This window comes from Sorangium sp. So ce362 (assembly GCF_051519845.1).
Classification (GTDB): domain Bacteria; phylum Myxococcota_A; class Polyangia; order Polyangiales; family Polyangiaceae; genus Sorangium.
On record NZ_CP150332.1, the window covers coordinates 11,012,068 to 11,029,048 of the forward strand.

At 71.0% G+C, this 16,981-nt stretch carries 13 protein-coding genes; 12 read left to right on the top strand and 1 reads right to left on the bottom strand.

Annotated elements, in window-relative coordinates; all coding sequences use genetic code 11:
- The first annotated feature begins 204 nt into the window (after window positions 1–204).
- The 10 genes from WMF17_RS42230 to WMF17_RS42275 all read left to right on the top strand — a co-directional run bounded on the left by WMF17_RS42230 (window position 205) and on the right by WMF17_RS42275 (window position 13,140).
- On the top strand, window positions 205–1,023 hold the full coding sequence (locus tag WMF17_RS42230) for a Stp1/IreP family PP2C-type Ser/Thr phosphatase (RefSeq protein ID WP_437599210.1): 819 nt from the start codon (window positions 205–207) through the stop codon (window positions 1,021–1,023).
- Window positions 1,024–1,139: 116 nt separating this feature from the next.
- Entirely contained in the window at window positions 1,140–4,169 is a 3,030-nt protein-coding gene (uvrA, locus tag WMF17_RS42235) for an excinuclease ABC subunit UvrA (protein ID WP_437599211.1), read from the top strand.
- Window positions 4,170–4,500: 331 nt separating this feature from the next.
- Window positions 4,501–6,177, top strand: coding sequence for an IgGFc-binding protein (locus WMF17_RS42240; protein WP_437646577.1), 1,677 nt, complete (start codon window positions 4,501–4,503; stop codon window positions 6,175–6,177).
- A gap of 151 nt (window positions 6,178–6,328) precedes the next feature.
- A complete protein-coding gene (locus tag WMF17_RS42245) occupies window positions 6,329–7,243 on the top strand; it encodes a DMT family transporter (RefSeq protein WP_437646578.1) in 915 nt (304 codons plus the stop codon).
- Between the two features lie 195 nt (window positions 7,244–7,438).
- Window positions 7,439–8,758, top strand: a complete 1,320-nt coding sequence (locus WMF17_RS42250; RefSeq protein WP_437646579.1) for a phenylacetate--CoA ligase family protein — start codon at window positions 7,439–7,441, stop codon at window positions 8,756–8,758.
- 219 nt (window positions 8,759–8,977) lie between these two features.
- Window positions 8,978–9,703, top strand: a complete 726-nt coding sequence (locus WMF17_RS42255) for a ClpXP protease specificity-enhancing factor SspB (RefSeq protein ID WP_437646580.1) — start codon at window positions 8,978–8,980, stop codon at window positions 9,701–9,703.
- Window positions 9,704–9,751: 48 nt separating this feature from the next.
- Window positions 9,752–10,984 carry a branched-chain amino acid ABC transporter permease gene (locus WMF17_RS42260; protein ID WP_437599217.1) on the top strand — a complete coding sequence of 411 codons (1,233 nt, stop codon included), beginning with the start codon at window positions 9,752–9,754 and terminating at the stop codon, window positions 10,982–10,984.
- Window positions 10,981–11,796, top strand: coding sequence for an ABC transporter ATP-binding protein (locus WMF17_RS42265; RefSeq protein ID WP_437646581.1), 816 nt, complete (start codon window positions 10,981–10,983; stop codon window positions 11,794–11,796). Before WMF17_RS42260 ends, WMF17_RS42265 begins: the two co-directional genes overlap by 4 nt.
- Complete coding sequence (locus tag WMF17_RS42270; RefSeq protein ID WP_437599219.1) at window positions 11,793–12,551, top strand: ABC transporter ATP-binding protein; 759 nt, start codon at window positions 11,793–11,795, stop codon at window positions 12,549–12,551. Before WMF17_RS42265 ends, WMF17_RS42270 begins: the two co-directional genes overlap by 4 nt.
- Before the next feature lie 214 nt (window positions 12,552–12,765).
- Complete coding sequence (locus tag WMF17_RS42275) at window positions 12,766–13,140, top strand: response regulator (protein WP_437599220.1); 375 nt, start codon at window positions 12,766–12,768, stop codon at window positions 13,138–13,140.
- Between the two features lie 71 nt (window positions 13,141–13,211).
- On the opposite strand, the gene WMF17_RS42280 is transcribed toward WMF17_RS42275, so the two are convergent.
- On the bottom strand, window positions 13,212–14,252 hold the full coding sequence (locus tag WMF17_RS42280; RefSeq protein WP_437646582.1) for a hypothetical protein: 1,041 nt from the start codon (window positions 14,250–14,252) through the stop codon (window positions 13,212–13,214).
- Between the two features lie 495 nt (window positions 14,253–14,747).
- Between WMF17_RS42280 and WMF17_RS42285 the strand changes: the two genes are divergently transcribed.
- Entirely contained in the window at window positions 14,748–16,313 is a 1,566-nt protein-coding gene (locus WMF17_RS42285; protein ID WP_437646583.1) for a glycosyltransferase family 2 protein, read from the top strand.
- Between the two features lie 358 nt (window positions 16,314–16,671).
- Window positions 16,672–16,977: an integration host factor subunit alpha gene (locus WMF17_RS42290; protein ID WP_012241218.1), complete on the top strand. Its 306-nt coding sequence runs from the start codon at window positions 16,672–16,674 to the stop codon at window positions 16,975–16,977.
- Window positions 16,978–16,981 lie beyond the last annotated feature (4 nt).

Sequence of the window (16,981 nt, forward strand, 5' to 3'; positions counted from 1 at the left end):
CCTGATCTGGTGGACGCGACCGATCCTTGCCGCGTAGGCTCCCTGAGAGCAGTTGAAGCGGGCAGCCAGATGAGCAGACGATGCGTCCTGTGTCGCGCGATCGGTTCGATCCAGGCGCCGGAAGGGCGCGGATGACGGCGGATGCGCGCCCGTCGTTCGGCAGTTCGGCAGCGCGTGCCTGAGAGCAAGCTGGAGGGTAGCGCCGTGCAGCGTCACCTCGTTTTTGAAGCCGCCGGGATCACCCACCCTGGCATGGTCCGGGAAACGAACGAGGACAGCTTCGCGCTCCTCGAGCCGCGGGGGCTGTTCCTCGTGGCCGACGGCATGGGAGGGCGCGCCGCCGGGGAGGTCGCCTCGCGGATGGCGATCGACACCGTGCGTGATTTCTTCGACGATCCGGACTCCACCTGGCCTGTCGCGGTCAGCGTGGGGCCGGTCACGACGCGGGGCTCGGAGGCCCGCTACATCGATCAGGGGCTCCCGCTGCTCGTCGCGGGCATCCAGCTCGCGAACGGCCGCATCTTCTCCGCGGCGCGGCGCGACCGGGAGAAGCGCGGGATGGGCACGACGTTCGCCGCCGCGCTCGTGCGCGACGGCTTCATCGCCGTCGCGCACGTGGGCGACAGCCGCGTATACCGCCTCCGCGATCACCGCCTCGAGCAGCTCACCCGGGACCACTCGCTGGTCAACGAGTGCATCCGGCTCGGCCACCTCCTCCCCGAGCAGGCCAGCTCGTTCCCGCTCCAGCACGTGATCACCCGCGCGCTCGGCACCGACGAGGCGGTCGAGGTGGAGACGCGGATCGACGCCGTCGAGGGCGGGGATGTCCTGCTGCTCTGCTCGGACGGCCTGTCCGGCGTGGTGTCCGCGCAAGATATCGCAAGTATCCTGGACGAGGGCGCCGACCTCGCCGACATCACGTCGCGGCTCGTCAAGCGCGCCAATGAGAACGGCGGCCCCGATAACGTCACCTGCGTTGTCGTGCGCTGGCGCGCTTCTCCCGGCGGCCCGGCCAGGCGCTGAGCTGCGCGCTCCCCTGACATGGGTCGCCGCGCGCATTGCGCGTGGCTTCCCTGTTTTTCCATAGAACATCGCGTGCCGGAGAGCGCGCCACCGTGTTAATGGCGGTGAGCAATCCAATGGGCGCGCGAACGAACGGATCCACACAGTCGCAATCCATCGTCTCCACCTCCCGGAGCGCGGGGCTGGCCAGGTCGGGAAAGGGCAGGGCGCCGCGCCCGCAGCCGGCCGCGCCCGACCTCGGGCAGGCGGAGCCGCGGCCGGCGCTCAAGCTCCTCGACGCGGCGCGCGAGCCGGATTTCATCGAGGTGCTCGGGTCGCGGGAGCACAACCTCCGCATCGACCGGCTGGAGGTCCCGAAGCGGAGGCTCGTGGTGTTCACGGGGGTGAGCGGCTCGGGCAAATCGAGCCTGGCGTTCGACACGCTCTACGCCGAGGGGCAGCGGCGTTACGTCGAGACGCTGAGCTCGTACGCCCGGCAGTTCCTGGGTCAGCTCGATCGGCCGCAGGTCGAGCACCTGCGCGGCCTGTCGCCGACCATTGCCATCGAGCAGAAGAGCGCATCGAGCAACCCGCGCTCCACGGTCGGCACCATCACCGAGGTCTACGATTACCTGCGCGTGCTCTATGCGCGCGCCGGCGAGCAGCATTGTCATCTCTGCGGCAAGCCGGTGAAGGCGCAGAGCTCGGAGCAGATCGTCGACGAGCTCCTCGGCATGCCGGAGGGGACGAAGTTCGTGCTGTTCGCGCCGCTCGTGACGCACCGGAAGGGGGAGTTCAAGGACCTCTTCGAGGAGCTCCGGGGCCGCGGCTTCGTGCGGATCGAGATCGACGGGGCGCAGCACCGGCTCGACGAGGCGCCGCGGCTCGACAAGAAGCTCAAGCACACCATCGCGCTCGTTGTCGACCGGCTGGTCGTGCGGGCGGACGAGCGACAGCGCATCACCGAGGGGGTCGAGCTCGCGCTCCAGGAGGGGCGCGGCGAGCTCCGGGTCGAGGTCCAGGCCGACGACGCGCCGGCCGCGCGGCGGCGGCGTCCGGGCGCCCCGCTGCTGTTCAGCGCCGCGCGCTCCTGCTGCGGCCAGAGCTTCCCCGAGCTCTCGCCGCAGAGCTTCTCGTTCAACAGCCCGCTCGGCATGTGCGGCGCCTGCAATGGCCTCGGCACCCGCCTGGAGATCGATCCGGCCCTCGTGGTCCCGGACCCCGCGCTGTCGCTCCGGGAGGGCGCCATCGCCCCCTGGGCGTCGGCCATGGCGCGCGGCGAGGGCTGGACGTTCCGCATCATCGACGCCGTGGCCAAGGCGTGCTCCGTCGACCTCGACGTGCCCTGGCGCAAGCTCGGGGCGAAGAAGCAGGAGATGGTGCTCCATGGCCTCTCGGGCAAGCGCATCGCGGTGACGTGGGGGAAGGAGGGGACCGAGACCCACGGCACCTGGGGCATCAAGTTCGAGGGCGTGATTCCCAGCCTGATGCGCAGGTTCCAGCAGTCGTCGTCCGAGTCGGCGCGGGAGGCTTACCGCAAGTTCATGAGCGAGCGGCCGTGCGACGCCTGCGGCTCCAGGAGGATGCGCCCCGAGTCGCTCTCGGTGCGCGTCGCGGACAAGGGGATCGCCGACGTCACCGGGATGACGGTGAAGGACGCGTTCGACCATTTCGCCCGGCTGGAGCTCCCGGGCAACCGGCAGAAGATCACGGAGGGGGTGCGGCGGGAGATCACGAGCCGGCTCAACTTTCTCCTGAACGTGGGCCTCGACTACCTGACGCTCGATCGCGCGGGGCCGACGCTGAGCGGCGGCGAGGCGCAGCGCATCCGGCTGGCGAGCCAGCTCGGCAGCGAGCTCTCGGGGGTGATGTACGTGCTCGACGAGCCGAGCATCGGCCTGCACCAGCGGGACAACCAGCGCCTCATCGAGACGCTGCGGCGCCTCAGGGATTTGGGCAACACGGTGCTGGTGGTGGAGCACGACGAGGAGACGATCCGGGCCGCCGATTACGTGGTGGATTTCGGCCCCGGGGCGGGGCACCTCGGCGGCCGGGTGATGGCCGCGGGGACGCCCGAGGAGATCGAGCGTCACCCGGAGAGCCTGACGGGCGCGTACCTCGCGGGGCGCGCGCGCATCGAGGTGCCCGAGGCGCGGCGCGCGCCGCGCGGGTGGCTGGAGATCCTGGGCGCGTCCGAGCACAACCTGAGGAACATCGATGTCCGGTTCCCGCTCGGGGTGCTGCTCGCGGTGACCGGGGTGAGCGGCGCGGGCAAGAGCTCGCTGGTGAACGGCATCCTCCTGCCGGCGCTCGGCCGGGCGCTCCACAACAGCACCGAGCCGGTCGGCGCGCACCGCGCGATCAAGGGGCTCCAGGCGCTCGACAAGGTGATCGCGATCGACCAGAAGCCGATCGGCCGCACCCCGCGCTCGAACCCCGGGACGTACACGAAGGCGTTCGACCAGATCCGCGAGATCTTCGCCGAGCTGCCGGAGTCGCGGACGCGCGGCTATGGTCCGGGGCGGTTCAGCTTCAACGTGAAGGGCGGGCGCTGCGAGGCGTGCAGCGGTGACGGCGTGGTGAAGGTGGAGATGCACTTCCTCGCCGACGTCTACGTCCCCTGCGAGGTGTGCGCCGGCAAGCGGTACAGCGCGCAGACGCTCGCGGTGCGGTACAAGGGCAAGAGCATCGCTGACATCCTGGACACCAGCATCGAGGACTGCGTGCGGCTCTTCGAGCACCACGTGGCGCTGCGGCGGGTCCTCGACACGCTGGTCGAGGTCGGCCTCGGATACATGAAGATCGGCCAGAGCGCGCCGACGATGAGCGGCGGCGAGGCGCAGCGCGTGAAGCTGAGCCGCGAGCTCGGCAAGAGCCAGACGGGGCGCACGCTCTACGTGCTCGACGAGCCCACGACGGGCCTGCATTTCGAGGACATCCGCAAGCTCCTTGGCGTGCTCCACCGGCTGGTCGAGGCGGGGAACACGGTGGTGGTCATCGAGCACAGCCTCGACGTCATCAAGTGCGCCGACTGGGTTGTCGACCTCGGCCCCGAGGGCGGCGCCGGCGGCGGCCAGGTCATCGCCGAGGGGACGCCGGAGGCCGTCGCGAACGTCCCGGCCTCGTACACGGGGCAGTTCCTGCGACCGCTGCTGGCGGCTCGCTAACACCTCGTCTCGTCACCCAGAACCGTCCCTGGTGTGATCAGGGTATCCCAGCGTTCCAAAGCTTCTGGAACTCCGTTGTATCCCTGTTTGGCGACTACAGTGGATTTGTTCGACGTGCTTGCGTCGGAGCCTAAAAAAGCGTAGCCGGGATCGATACACACCGCGTGTCCCGGGGTGCGAACGCGCCCGACCGTTTACGTCAGCAATCAGCAATCCACTGTAATTCTCATGCCAGCCGGGCTGTCGCACAGGCCCCTGTGCTCGAAGTCCGTTGACGGGAGGGCCCATGCAGATCTCGAAGCACTCTCTATTTCTCGGCCTAGGACTGTGGGTGGGCGCCGTCTCCGCGGCCGCGTGCTCCGCCAGCGGCTCTTCCGCGGGCCCCCCTGGGCCTGAAAGCACCACCACCACCACCACCGGCGGCGGCCCGGGCGACGGCGGCTCGACGAGCGCCGGCACCAGCGGCACGGGTGACGATATCGGCATCGGTACCGGCGGCGGTGACGCCCCCGGCCCCGAGCTGACGGGCGACCCGAAGACGTGCGCGGAGGCCGCCGCGAACAAGTCCTATATCGGGTGCGATTTCTGGCCCACGGTCACCGCGAACATCGTCTGGTCGATCTTCGACTATGCGGTCGTCGTCGCGAACGCCGGCGACGAGGTGGCCGAGGTCGAGGTGACGCGCGACGGCGCTGCGATGGCGCACGCCGAGGTCCAGCCCAACAGCCTGGCCAAGATCTATCTCCCCTGGGTCCCCGAGCTGAAGGGCCCCGACGCCTCCAAGTGCGCCTCGGGCAAATCGATCACCGGCTCCGTTCGCGTGGACGGCGGCGCCTACCACCTCGTCTCGACCAGGCCGGTCACGGTCTATCAATTCAACGCGCTCGAGTACAAGGGCGCTGGGGGCCCGGACGGGAAGGACTGGTCCTCCTGTCCTGGCCTTCAGGCGTGCCCTTCCAGCGGGGACGCCTACGGCTGCTTCTCGTTCACCAACGACGCCTCGCTGCTCCTGCCGAGCACCGCGATGACGGGCAACTACCGCATCACCGGCCAGCAGGGCTGGAGAGAGGTGGCATCGGGCGCCTACATGGTCATCACCGGCACCCAGGATGGTACCAGCGTCACGGTGAGCGTCGCTCAGGGCGGCGCGGTGATCGCGGGCGGCGGCATCCCTGCGACGCCCGGCGGCGGTAACTTCACCGTCGAGCTCGACGAGGGCGACGTCGTCGAGGTCCTCGGACACCCGAACAACGATCTCAGCGGCAGCCTCGTCACCGCGACGAAGCCCGTCCAGGTGCTGACGGGCATGCCGTGCACGCAGGCGCCGGTCGGCTACGCGGCCTGCGACCACATCGAGGAGTCGGTGTTCCCGGCCGAGACCCTGGGCAAGCGGTACTTCGTCACGGTCCCGACCTCGCCCGGCGGCAAAGTCTTCGGCCACATCGTGCGCCTCTATGGCAACGTCGACGGCACGGCGCTGACCTACCCCTCCGGCCGGCCGGATGGCGCGCCGACCTCGATCGACGCCGGCCAGGTCGTCGACCTCAGCGTCGTGAGGAGCGATTTCGAGATCGTGGGAGATCACGAGTTCGCGGTCAGCACGTTCATGCTGGGCGCCGAGATCGTCGACCGCGACACCGACGCTCCCGACCAGAAGGGCGACCCCTCGCAGAGCCACGCCACCGCGGTCGAGCAGTACCGCACCAAGTACATCTTCCTCGCGCCCAGCGACTACGACGAGAGCTACGTCGACATCATCCAGCCCGTCGACGCCACGATCACGCTCGACGACGCCGCCGTCGACGTCGCGCCGACCCCGATCGGCAACGGCTCCGGCTTCGGCGTCGCGCGCGTCCGGCTCGGCCCGGGCAACGACGGCGCTCACGTGCTGACCGCCTCGGCCCCCGTCGGCATCCAGGTGATCGGCTACGGCTCCTACACGAGCTACCAGTACCCGGGCGGGCTCAACCTCGTCGCCATCGCGCCGCCGCCGCCCCCGCCCAACTGATCCTGGACACCGTCGGTCGCTCCGCCGGCCCGAGAGGGTCCAGCTGCGACCCGAGATCGCGGTGCGCCCCGGTGTGGCGGCGCGCCGCGGCGGCGGCCGGTACGCGCCTCGCGGATTGTCTTCCCCTGCCGCCTGACCTAGCAGGCACCGCATGACGGCCAAGCAGCGCGTCACGGCCCGGAGCGCCGCGCTCTTCGTCGTCCTGGCCAGCCTCGCCTTCGCCTCGAGCGGCCCGCTCGCCCGGTACGCGCGCCCGGTCCACCCGCTCTTCATCGCCTTCGGCCGGGTCGCCCTCGCCGCGGTCGCGCTCTCCCTGCTCGACCTGCGCGGGATCGCCCGCTCCGCGGCCGCCCTCTCGCTGCGCCAGCGCGCCGCCGTCCTGACGGCGGGCCTGCTGCTCGCCGTCCACTTCGCGCTGTTCCTCTGGGGGCTCGACCGCACCTCCCTCGCCGCGGCGCTCTCGCTCATCTCGCTCGAGCCGCTCGCCGTCGTGCTCTGCGCATGGGCGTTCTTCCGTGTCCGCCCCACGCGCTCCGAGCAGGCCGGCGTGCTGCTCGCCACCGCCGGCGCGATCGTCATCGCGAGCGCGTCCGGCGCCGGCGATCACCGGCTCTCGGGCGACCTCATGGTCGTCGGCGCCACCGTCCTCTACGGCCTCTACGTGTCCTTCGCCCGGGCGCTCCGGGACGCGCTGCCGGCGCGCAGCTACGCGGCGCTCGTCTACGCGAGCGCCGCGGTCTTCCTCGCCGCGGCGCTCCCCGCCGCGCCCGGCGCCCTCGAGGGCGTCGCCCCGCCGCCGGCCCACGCCGCCGTCGCCATCGTCGCGCTCGCGCTCGTCCCCACCCTCGTCGGCCACACCGCGGTGCAGGCCGCGGCGCGCCGCATGTCCCCGTCCATCGTCGCGCTCGTGTCCCCCGGCGAGACGCTGGGCGGGATCGTCATCGGCGCCCTGTGGCTCGACGCCCTCCCCACGGCCGCCGAGATCGCCGGCGCCGGGATCATCCTCGCCGGCGCCACCGTCGCCATCTTCGGATCGAGCCCGCCCGCGGCCGGCAGTGCAGGCTGACGCGCCCCTCCGCTCCGGCTCCGCCAGGACGGAAGTCGCCGGCGCGCGCCGCTCCGGTCGGATTCCTCGGCACGAAGAGGCGGATTCGCAGGAGAGCCGCCGGCGCGCGCTTGACGGTCGATGATTCGATAGAACGCTCTCCCCATGTACGGTGAGCTGTTTCGAAACATCCTGTTTCCTCTCTACGAGACCCGTTTGAGGGGCAGGGAGACCCTGAAACACCTGGAGGAGATCGAGCGCTCCCAGTGGCGCTCGGAAGACGAGGTTCGCGACCTCGGCTTCCGGCGGATGCTCGCGGCCCTCCATTTCGCCGAGCAGAACGTCCCGTTCTACAGGGCTCGGTTCGCCGAGCACGGCGTGCGCGTCGCCTCGGTGAAGGCGCCAGAGGACCTCCTGCGGCTCCCCGTCCTCACGCGGGCCGACCTCCGCGCCCACGGGCCGGAGCTCCTCGCCGAGGGCTTCGTCGGCCGGCTCTACTCGAGCGGCACGGGAGGCTCCACCGGGGAGCCTGTGCAGTTCCGCTTCGACCACCGCACCTACGAGCGCCGCGTCGCGGCCGCCATGCGGTCCGACGGGTGGGCGGGCGCCCGGCTCGGCGACCGGGAGCTTCACCTGTGGAGCACCCAGTTCGGGGAGACGCTCGCGAAGAAGGCCAAGCGCTCCCTGCACGAGGCCGTCCTCCGCAAGAAGATGATCAGCGCCTTCGATCTGTCCGAAGCGCGGTTCGCCGCGCTGCTCGACGAGATCGCGCGGTACCGGCCGCAGCTCATCGTCGGCTACACGAGCGCGCTGTACCAGGCGGCGCGCTACGCGCTCGCGGAGGGGCGCGCGCTCCCCGCCCCGCGCGGCATCGTCACGAGCGCGGAGCGGCTCTTCGCGCACCAGCGCGAGGCGATCGAGCGCGCGTTCGGCGCGCCGGTGTTCGACCGGTACGGCTGCCGGGAGCTCATGCTGATCGCCGCCGAGTGCGAGCGGCACGAGGGCAAGCACATCAACCTGGAGGGCGTGTACGTCGAGCTGCTCCGCGACGGGCGGCACGCCCTCCCGGGCGAGGCGGGCGAGGTCGTCGTGACCGACCTCGTCTGCCGATCGATGCCGCTCATCCGCTACAAGAACCAGGACGTCGCGATCGCCGCCGGCGCGCCGTGCGCGTGCGGCCGCGGGCTGCCGATGCTCGCCTCGGTGGAGGGCCGCGTCCTCGACCTCCTCGTCGGCCCCGACGGCCAGCTGCTCGCGGGGGAGCTCTTCCCGCACCTCATCAAGGACCAGCCGACGATCGCCCGCTACCAGGTCCACCAGGACCGGCGGCGCGCGATCACGGTCCGGCTCGTGCCCGGCAAGGGCTTCCAGCCCGAGACCGCGCGGCTCATCGAGCGCACCGTCCGGCAGCACCTCGGCGAGCGCGCGGAGATCTGCGTCCAGATCGTCGACCACATCCCCCTCACGAGCGCCGGTAAGCACCGCGTCACCCTCTCGGAGGTCCCGATCCAGCTGAGCCGGCGACCCGCGGCGTGAGGCGCGCGGGCGCGCGGGCCGCGAGGAGGAGGTCCGGCAGCCCGATCGTGTCGGCGCCCGCCGCGTCGCGCGCGCCTCTACGGCGAGCTTTCTACAGAGCTGCTGGAGTTGCCTGGCGGCTTTTGTCCTGCGGCCTGCTCACCGGCGCGCCGCCCGGCGCCCGATGGCCCGAAGCGCTGGCGGAGCCGCGCGGTCCAGGGTATTGGGCAGAGCAGTACGATGTCCGACGTGCAGAGACCGCTTCCGCCGAAGAAGGACGTCGCGCTGGCCCTCCTCGAGCGAGAGCCGAGCGTGTTCATCCACCTCGACCCGCGCCGGCCCGGTGTCTCCGTCCCCAAGTGGTTCACGGGGCAGCCGCAGCTGATCCTCCAGGTCGGCATGAACATGGCGATCGCCATCCCCGACCTGAAGGTGGACGACGACGGGATCAGCTGCACCCTCTCGTTCAACCGCGCGCCGTTCTGGTGCCGCTTGCCGTGGCACGCGATCTGGGCGCTCGTGAGCGAGGACCAGCGGGGCATGGTGTGGCCCGAGGACATCCCGGCCGATCTCGCCGCGCAGAAGCAGCAGCGTCCCGGCGTGGCCCCGCCGCAGAAGCCCGCCAAGCGGCCGCGCCCCCGGCTCGCCGCCGTGGCGCCCCCGAGCGGCGACGACGAGCGGAGCGACGACGCGGCGGACGAGGCGCGCGACAAGGTGCGCCGTCCCGAGCTCGAGCCCGTGGAGCCCGCCGAGCGCCGCGGCGCGAGCGAGCCCTCGGCGCGGGACGCCGGCGCGCCCGTGAGGACGCTCGCGGCGGTGCCCGCGCCGGCCCTTGCGCCGGTGCGCTCCACCGAGGAGAGCGAAGACGACGATTCCGGTAGCTCCGGTGAGCCCGAGCCCCGACAGCGCCAGGGAGCGGGCAAGCCGAAGCGCGAGCTACCCCCCTATTTGCGGGTCATCAAGTAACGCTACTGCTTGACGGTACGGCCCGGCCAAATCAACTGTGGCCCGGCCATGCCTCGACCGTTGAAGCGCGTCATCACGGCGCTCGTGCTCCTCGGCGGCGTCGTCGCCCTCGAGTTCGGCTTCGAGACCCTGATGCCGGACGCCGCCTGGCGGCAGCTCGCCCTGTTCGCGATGGTCAACGTCATCGCGGCGCTCTCGCTCAACGTCATCAACGGCATGGCCGGCCAGTTCTCGATTGGCCACGCCGGCTTCGTCGGCATCGGCGCGTACACCGGGGCCATCGTCTCCGGCAACCTGCACCAGCAGCTCGGCGGCGGCGATCCCCTCTTCGGCAACTCGTTCCTCGTGATGCCCCCGGCGCTCCTCGCGTCCGGGCTCGTCGCGGCCCTCTTCGGCCTCGTGGTCGGCCTGCCGAGCCTCCGGCTGCGCGGCGACTACCTCGCCATCGTGACCCTCGGGTTCGCCGAGATCTTCCGCCTGACGATCGCCACGGCGACGACCGGCGCCGCCGAGCAGGGGACGGTCGGCAGGCTGCTCGGGGCGCTCGGCGGCCCGATCGGCTACGCCGGCCCCGACGACACCGGCGTCCCGCAGTACGGCGGCCCGTTCTGGATCTTCGGCGCCGTCGTGCTCGCGACCCTCATCGCCTGGCGGCTGAAGTTCTCCGGCTGGGGCCGCGCGTTGCGCGCGCTCCGCGAGGACGAGATCGCCTCCGCCGCGGTGGGCGTCGACCCGACGCGCTACAAGGTCACCTCGTTCGTCATCTCCGCGGCCGGCGGCGGCATCGCCGGCGGCCTGCTCGCCTCGATGCGCGACGGCAACCCGACGATCCAGCCGGACCAGTTCACGTTCAGCTACTCGTTCGACGCCATCACGATGGTGATCCTCGGCGGCTCGGGCAGCGTCACCGGGTCGATCGTGGGCGGCGTGCTCGTGACCTTCACGGTCAAGCTCATCGAGCAGCTCCAGGGCCTCGACAGCGTCCTCGCGCTGAAGGCGGCCTACCCCGCGCTCGATCTGAACGCCCTGAGGATGGTGCTCTACGCGGGCATCCTCATCGGGCTGATGATCCTGCGCCCCGAGGGGCTCTTCGGCGAGCGCGAGCTCTTCGGCCGGCGCGCGTCGCGCGCGAGGCGCCCTCCGGTCGGGCCGGCCGAGCCCGTCCCCGCCACGATCGGCGCCGAGGCGGCCGCCGCGCACCCGGGCGCCCCGCCGGAGGAGCAGCCGCCCGGCACCGCCCTCGAGCACGAGGTCAAGCCGACCGGGAGGGAGTTCGAGTGAGCCTCGATCTGCAGCAAGTGACCAAGCGGTTCGGCGGCCTGCGGGCCGTCGGCGGCGTCTCGTTCTCCGTGCCGGATCGCTCGATCTTCGGGCTCATCGGCCCGAACGGCGCCGGCAAGACGACGGTGTTCAACCTGATCACCGGCGTCTACAAGCACGACGAGGGCTCGATCCGCTTCGGCGGGACCGACCTCGCGCCGCTCAGGCCGAGCCAGATCGCGCGCCTCGGCATCGCTCGCACGTTCCAGAACATCCGCCTGTTCGGCCAGCTCACGGTGCTCGAGAACGTGCTCGTCGCCTGCGAGAACCTGCGCAAATCGACGCTCACCTCCGCCCTGCTCCGCTCGCCGTTCTTCTACGAGGACGAGCGGGAGATGACCGAGCGCGCGCTCTCGCTGCTCTCGGTGTTCAAGCTCGAGGAGATGGCCGACGAGATCTCGACGTCGCTCTCCTACGGCAACCAGCGCCGCCTCGAGATCGCCCGGGCGATGATGCTCAAGCCGAAGGTGCTCCTGCTCGACGAGCCGGCGGCGGGCATGAACTACGGCGAGGCCGAGGGGCTCAAGCAGCAGATCCGCTGGCTGCGCGACACCTTCGACATCACGGTCGTGCTGGTCGAGCACAACATGCAGGTCGTGATGGGGGTGTGCGAGGAGATCCACGTCCTCGACCACGGCGAGACCATCTCGCACGGCACCCCGGAGGCCGTGCGCAGGGACCCGAAGGTCCTCGCCGCCTACCTCGGCGAGGAGGTCGAAGACGAGGCCGCGGCCCGCCCCGCGGCCGCTGCGGCGGCAGAGGAGCCCGCATGAAGACATCGCATCCGACGCGGCAGCCCCCCTCGGTGGCGCCCGGCGAGCGCCTGCTCGTCGTCGACGATCTCGCGGTCAGCTACGGCGGCATCCGGGCGCTCAAGGGCGTCAGCCTCGAGGTGCGGCGCGGCGAGGTCGTCGCGATGATCGGCGCGAACGGCGCCGGCAAGACGACCACGCTGAAGACGATCGTCCGCCTGTTGCCGATCGCCTCCGGCCGCATCCGCTATGACGGCAAGGACCTCGCGTCCATCTCGACCGAGGAGCTCGTCGCCGTCGGCGTCTCGCTCGTCCCCGAGGGGCGCGCGATCTTCTCGAACCTCACCGTCCGCGAGAACCTCGATCTCGGCGCGTGGTGCCACAAGGACGGCCCCACCATGGCAGAGACCGTCGATGACGTGGTGAAGCTCTTCCCCCGCCTCGGCGAGCGCATGCACCAGCACGGCGGCACGCTCTCCGGCGGCGAGCAGCAGATGCTCGCGATCGGCCGCGCCATGATGGCGCGCCCGGCCATGCTGCTCCTCGACGAGCCCTCGCTCGGCATCGCGCCGCGGCTCGTCGCCGACATCTTCGAGTCGATCGCCAAGATCGCGGCGTCAGGAACTACCGTACTCCTCGTCGAGCAAAACACCCGACTCGCCCTCAAGTACTCGACGCGCGCCTACGTGCTCCGTACTGGGCAGATCGCCATGAGCGGCGACTCCAGGGATCTCGCGGCGAACGAAGAGATCCGCGCGGCCTATCTCGGCGGCTGAGCCCCCGCCGGACCCGCGCGGATGGCGCGCGGGTCGCGGAGACGACAGGGGGGAAGCGCTGATGTTTCAAGCGCGTATCAACGCGTCGCGTGATGCGATGAAGCGCGATTGATATCGCGCTTTGTCGCCGATGGAGTATGGTTTCTCTGGGCGCGGCGATGGCGATCTCGTCTTCGTGGTCGCGGTCAGACCCAGCCGCCAACGGGGGAACCTTATGGAGATTGAGAGCACGACCCGAGTTCTGGTGATCGACGGCGACGCCAGCAACTCCCTGCCGCTCGTCGACTTCCTCTCATCCCGGGACTACACGGTGGAGACGTGCTGCGGGCTCGGCCATGCGCGTGACGTGCTTGCCCGCTGGCGTCCTCACGTGATGGTGCTCGTGCCCAGGGAAGAGGCGGAGCTCCACAATGAGATGGAGGCGCTCCGCCGCATGTCGCCGCGCGTGCCCGTCGTGGTGCTCACGCTCGCGGTCGGCCCCGAGCTGATCCTGGACATGGAGGCGTTCGCGCCCACGGTGCCCGCGTGCCCGTCGCGCGGCCTCGCCTACATCGAGTCGGCGGTGGCGGACGCGTCGGCCATGGGCTGAGCGGCCGCTCGCCGCATGGGCCCGCGCTCGGCGCGGGCCGGGGCGGGCTGCGCGCCTCGTCTCGGCGCGCTTCAGGCGGGCGGCTCGATGCCGTCCGGCAGCCCGTCGAAGAACTCCTCCACCACGGACGCGAGCCAGGCGCGCACCGGTCCGGTCGCGCACAGGCTCCGCACGAGCGGCCAGAGCGCGGCCGCGAGCGCGTCGAAGTCGAGCGCGGGCGCGATCCCGAGGCGCCCCAGCGCCTCGCCGAGCGGCTCGCGCGCGTGCGCGGCGACGAACGCCGCGATCGCCTCGCTGGTCCGCGTCCGGATCGGCCGGTCCCGGAGCACCTGCGCGGCGACGTCGGCCCCGAGCTCCTCGGCGAGCGCCGAGCTCGTCGCGTCGAGCTGACCGATGAGCGCGCAGATCTCCTGCTCCAGCACCCACGTCGCGACGTGCCTGCGCAGGCCGATGAACTCGGGCGTGTCGCCCCTGGCGACGACGATGTCGTGCACCTGGCGCATCGCCGTGCGCGAGAACCCCTGCAAGAAGCGGCGGATCTCGGGCTCGAGCCGCCGCTCGAAGTCGCCCCGCAGGGTGCCCATCGTCTTGCCGACCCCGCCGAGGCCGAAGGGGGAGATCCGCTTGAGCAGCGCCGGCAGGCCCCACTCGGCGAAGAACGGGTTCACCTTCTCGGAGAACTCCTTCAGCGTGTCGTACAGCACGTCGCGCATCACCGCGTCGAGCGCCGCGCTCTCGAGCACCTCGCGCACGAGCCGCTCGGGGACGATCTTCGGCTGCTCCAGGATGCGATCGAGCTTGTCGCGCGCCCCCTCCGGCATCAGCTCCTTCGCGCGCCGCCGCTCGGCGCGCGCCGCCGCGACCAGCGCCGCGAGCGCCGCGGCGGCCGCGGGCCGGACCGCCCGCCGGAGCGACTCCTCCGCCGCCAGCGCGTCGAGCGCCCGCGCGACCGCCCCCGCCTCGATGAGCTCGCCGAGCGGCGTCGCGAGCAGCGCCGCGAAGCCGGCGGGCAGGCGCTCGCGGAAGTCCCGCGCGGCGGCCTCCGAGACGAGCCGCGCCTCGAGGAACGCGATCTGGCGGGCCTTCAGTTCATTAAGCAACGCGCGGCTCATCGGCAACCGATAGCCCCGGGCTCCCGCGGGCGCCAGGCGCAGATGACCCCGGACCCCCGGCGGCGCCGCTCCTGGACAGGCCTCAAAACCCCCACAGCACTGTGAATCTGCCCATCAGGTGAGCGCCGTACTTATTGAACAAGGCCTCGGGCAGCCCTTACGAAAAACACCTTACGTGGAGCAGCGGTATCGGGGGATCACCGTACCTGGTGCGTCGCTCGCGCACGCGCGTTCGTACAGCGAACCTGCGGCCAGCGCCGCGCGCCCGGGCGAAGCGGGATTGTCGGTGATTGTCATTTTCCAGGGGGAACGACTCGGCCTCAAGTCAACTTTTCGCGTCTCGCGACAGAGAGTTGCAAGGAATTACAAGTGCATGACAACTTCGGATTCGGCGGATGGTACGCGTTCGTTACCCGCCGGCATCTGCAGGAGTGGGGACCGGCAAACTCGCCCGATCCCACGGCTGCCCGGCAACCCTGGCGGTAGGTGCTCCCGATGCTCTCGATGTTGCTCTGTGTGCTCTACTTCGGCGTGCTGCTCGGTCTCAGCGCCTACGGCCTGCACCGACTGCACCTCGTGGTCCTCTGTCGCTTCAACCGCGAGAAGATCGTGCGCGCGCAGGAGGTCGCGGCCCTGACGGATCGCGATCTCCCGCCGGTGACGATCCAGCTCCCGCTCTTCAACGAGTCGACGGTCGCGGCGCGGCTGCTCGATGCGGTCGCGAGGATGGATTACCCGCGCGACAAGCTCGAGATCCAGGTGCTCGACGACTCGACGGACGAGACGCAGGGCCTCGTGCGCGCGCACGTCGAGCGGCTCCGCGCGCAGGGCATCGACGCGGTGTACCTGCACCGCACGGATCGCGTCGGCTACAAGGCGGGGGCCCTCGACGAGGGCCTCAAGGTCGCGAAGGGCGAGCTCGTCGCGATCTTCGACGCCGACTTCATCCCGCAGCCGGGCTTCGTCCGGTCGATCGTCGGCCACTTCGAGGATCCGACGGTCGGCATGGTCCAGACGCGGTGGGGGCACCTGAACCGCGACGTCTCGATCCTCACGCAGGTGCAGGCGCTCATGCTCGACGGCCACCACCTCGTCGAGAACCGCGCGCGCTTCGGCGCCGGCCTCCTGTTCAACTTCTCCGGCACCGGCGGGATGTGGCGCAAGGACGCCATCCGCGAGGCGGGCGGCTGGCAGCACGACACGCTGACCGAGGACCTCGACCTGTCGTACCGGGCGCAGCTCGCGGGCTACCGCTTCATCTACCGCGAGGATGTCGTCTCGCCGGCGGAGCTCCCCGAGGACATCTCGGCGCTGCGCGCGCAGCAGTACCGCTGGGCGAAGGGGACGGTGCAGACCGCGCGCAAGCTGATGGCGAGGGTGCTCGGCGCGAAGCTCTCGCGGGGGCAGCGGCTCGAGGCGTTCTTCCACCTCACGCCGCACTTCGCCTACCCGCTCCTGGTCCTGCTGAGCATCCTCCTCCTGCCGGCGCTCGTCCTGTTCCCCGCCGCCGACACGCTGACGATGGTCGCCATCGACCTGCCGCTCTGCACGGCGACGACTGGATCGCTCGCGGCGTTCTACATGCTGGCCGAGACGGCGCAGGGCCGCTCGCGCTGGGGCGCGGTCGTGCGCCTGCCGATGCTCATCGCGCTCGGGACGGGGCTCGCGCCGCACCTGTCGAAGGCCGTGATCGAGGGGATCCGCAGCATGTCGGGCGAGTTCGTGCGGACCCCGAAGCAGGGCGACAACAAGGGCCGGTACAGGGTGCGCACGGACCTGCCGCTGACCGAGGCGGTGCTCGCCGTGCTGTCCTGCGGCGCGGTGGTTGCGTCCGTCCAGACGGGGCACTACTTCGCCACGCCGTTCGCGGTGCTCTTCGCCGTCGGCTATTTCTACGTCGCGGTCATGGTCGCCCAGGAGCAGTTCGCGCGCCGCCGCGACGCGGCGTCGGGCGCGCCGGTCGCCGCCTGGAACGACGCGCGGCCGGGCGATGCGGCCGTGGTCGGCGCCTGGTCCAGGCAGGCGACGAAGGAGCGGCCTCTCGGCGACCTCGCCGCCTGAGCGGTTCGCCGCCGCGAGCCCCATGCCCCGCGGCCGTACCGGAATCCTGCCGGGTTTCCGGCCGCGGCCCCGAGGCGGCCGGCGCGGGGCGCTTGTCTCGTCGTGGCGGGCTGGGCTCCGAGCCCCCGGAGGCGCTGGCTCCGAGCCCCGGAGGGCTGGCTCCGGGCACCGCGCCCGCTGGAGGACTGCACGAAGCGGGCCCGACGCTCATCGGGCGAAGCCTGCGTAACCCCCTAGACCTCCCCGACGCAGGCTGGCATCCTGCCCCCAAGCCGGTCGGGGGACCGCACGCGGCTTCCTGAACGGTCTTCAGGGGTTGCGGCGTGTCCCCCCCTTCTGCAAGGGCGATGGGGGTCTCATGACGAAAGCCGAAATCGTTCAGGCGGTCTACTCCCGCCTGGGGGGGTTCTCGAAGAAGGAGTCTGCCGATCTGGTGGATCTCGTGTTCGAGACCATGAAGGAAACCCTGGGGCGCGGGGAGAAGATCAAGATCTCTGGATTCGGCAACTTCGTGCTGCGCGACAAGCGCCAGCGGCAGGGCCGCAATCCCCAGACCGGCGACCCGATCCTGATCACGGAGCGACGGGTCCTGAACTTCAAGGCGAGCCAGATCTTGAAGCAGGCCCTCAACCCGCGCGAGACGGCCTCGGCCGCCGAGGAGTAGACCG

Excerpts from the sequence above, each read along its gene's own strand:
- uvrA (WP_437599211.1), top strand. The coding sequence starts at position 1,140 with ATGGGCGCGCGAACGAACGGATCCACACAGTCGCAATCCATCGTCTCC.
- WMF17_RS42245 (WP_437646578.1), top strand. The coding sequence starts at position 6,329 with ATGACGGCCAAGCAGCGCGTCACGGCCCGGAGCGCCGCGCTCTTCGTC.
- WMF17_RS42255 (WP_437646580.1), top strand. The coding sequence starts at position 8,978 with ATGTCCGACGTGCAGAGACCGCTTCCGCCGAAGAAGGACGTCGCGCTG.
- WMF17_RS42260 (WP_437599217.1), top strand. The coding sequence starts at position 9,752 with ATGCCTCGACCGTTGAAGCGCGTCATCACGGCGCTCGTGCTCCTCGGC.
- WMF17_RS42270 (WP_437599219.1), top strand. The coding sequence starts at position 11,793 with ATGAAGACATCGCATCCGACGCGGCAGCCCCCCTCGGTGGCGCCCGGC.
- WMF17_RS42275 (WP_437599220.1), top strand. The coding sequence starts at position 12,766 with ATGGAGATTGAGAGCACGACCCGAGTTCTGGTGATCGACGGCGACGCC.
- WMF17_RS42280 (WP_437646582.1), bottom strand. The coding sequence starts at position 14,252 with ATGAGCCGCGCGTTGCTTAATGAACTGAAGGCCCGCCAGATCGCGTTC.
- WMF17_RS42285 (WP_437646583.1), top strand. The coding sequence starts at position 14,748 with ATGCTCTCGATGTTGCTCTGTGTGCTCTACTTCGGCGTGCTGCTCGGT.
- WMF17_RS42290 (WP_012241218.1), top strand. The coding sequence starts at position 16,672 with ATGACGAAAGCCGAAATCGTTCAGGCGGTCTACTCCCGCCTGGGGGGG.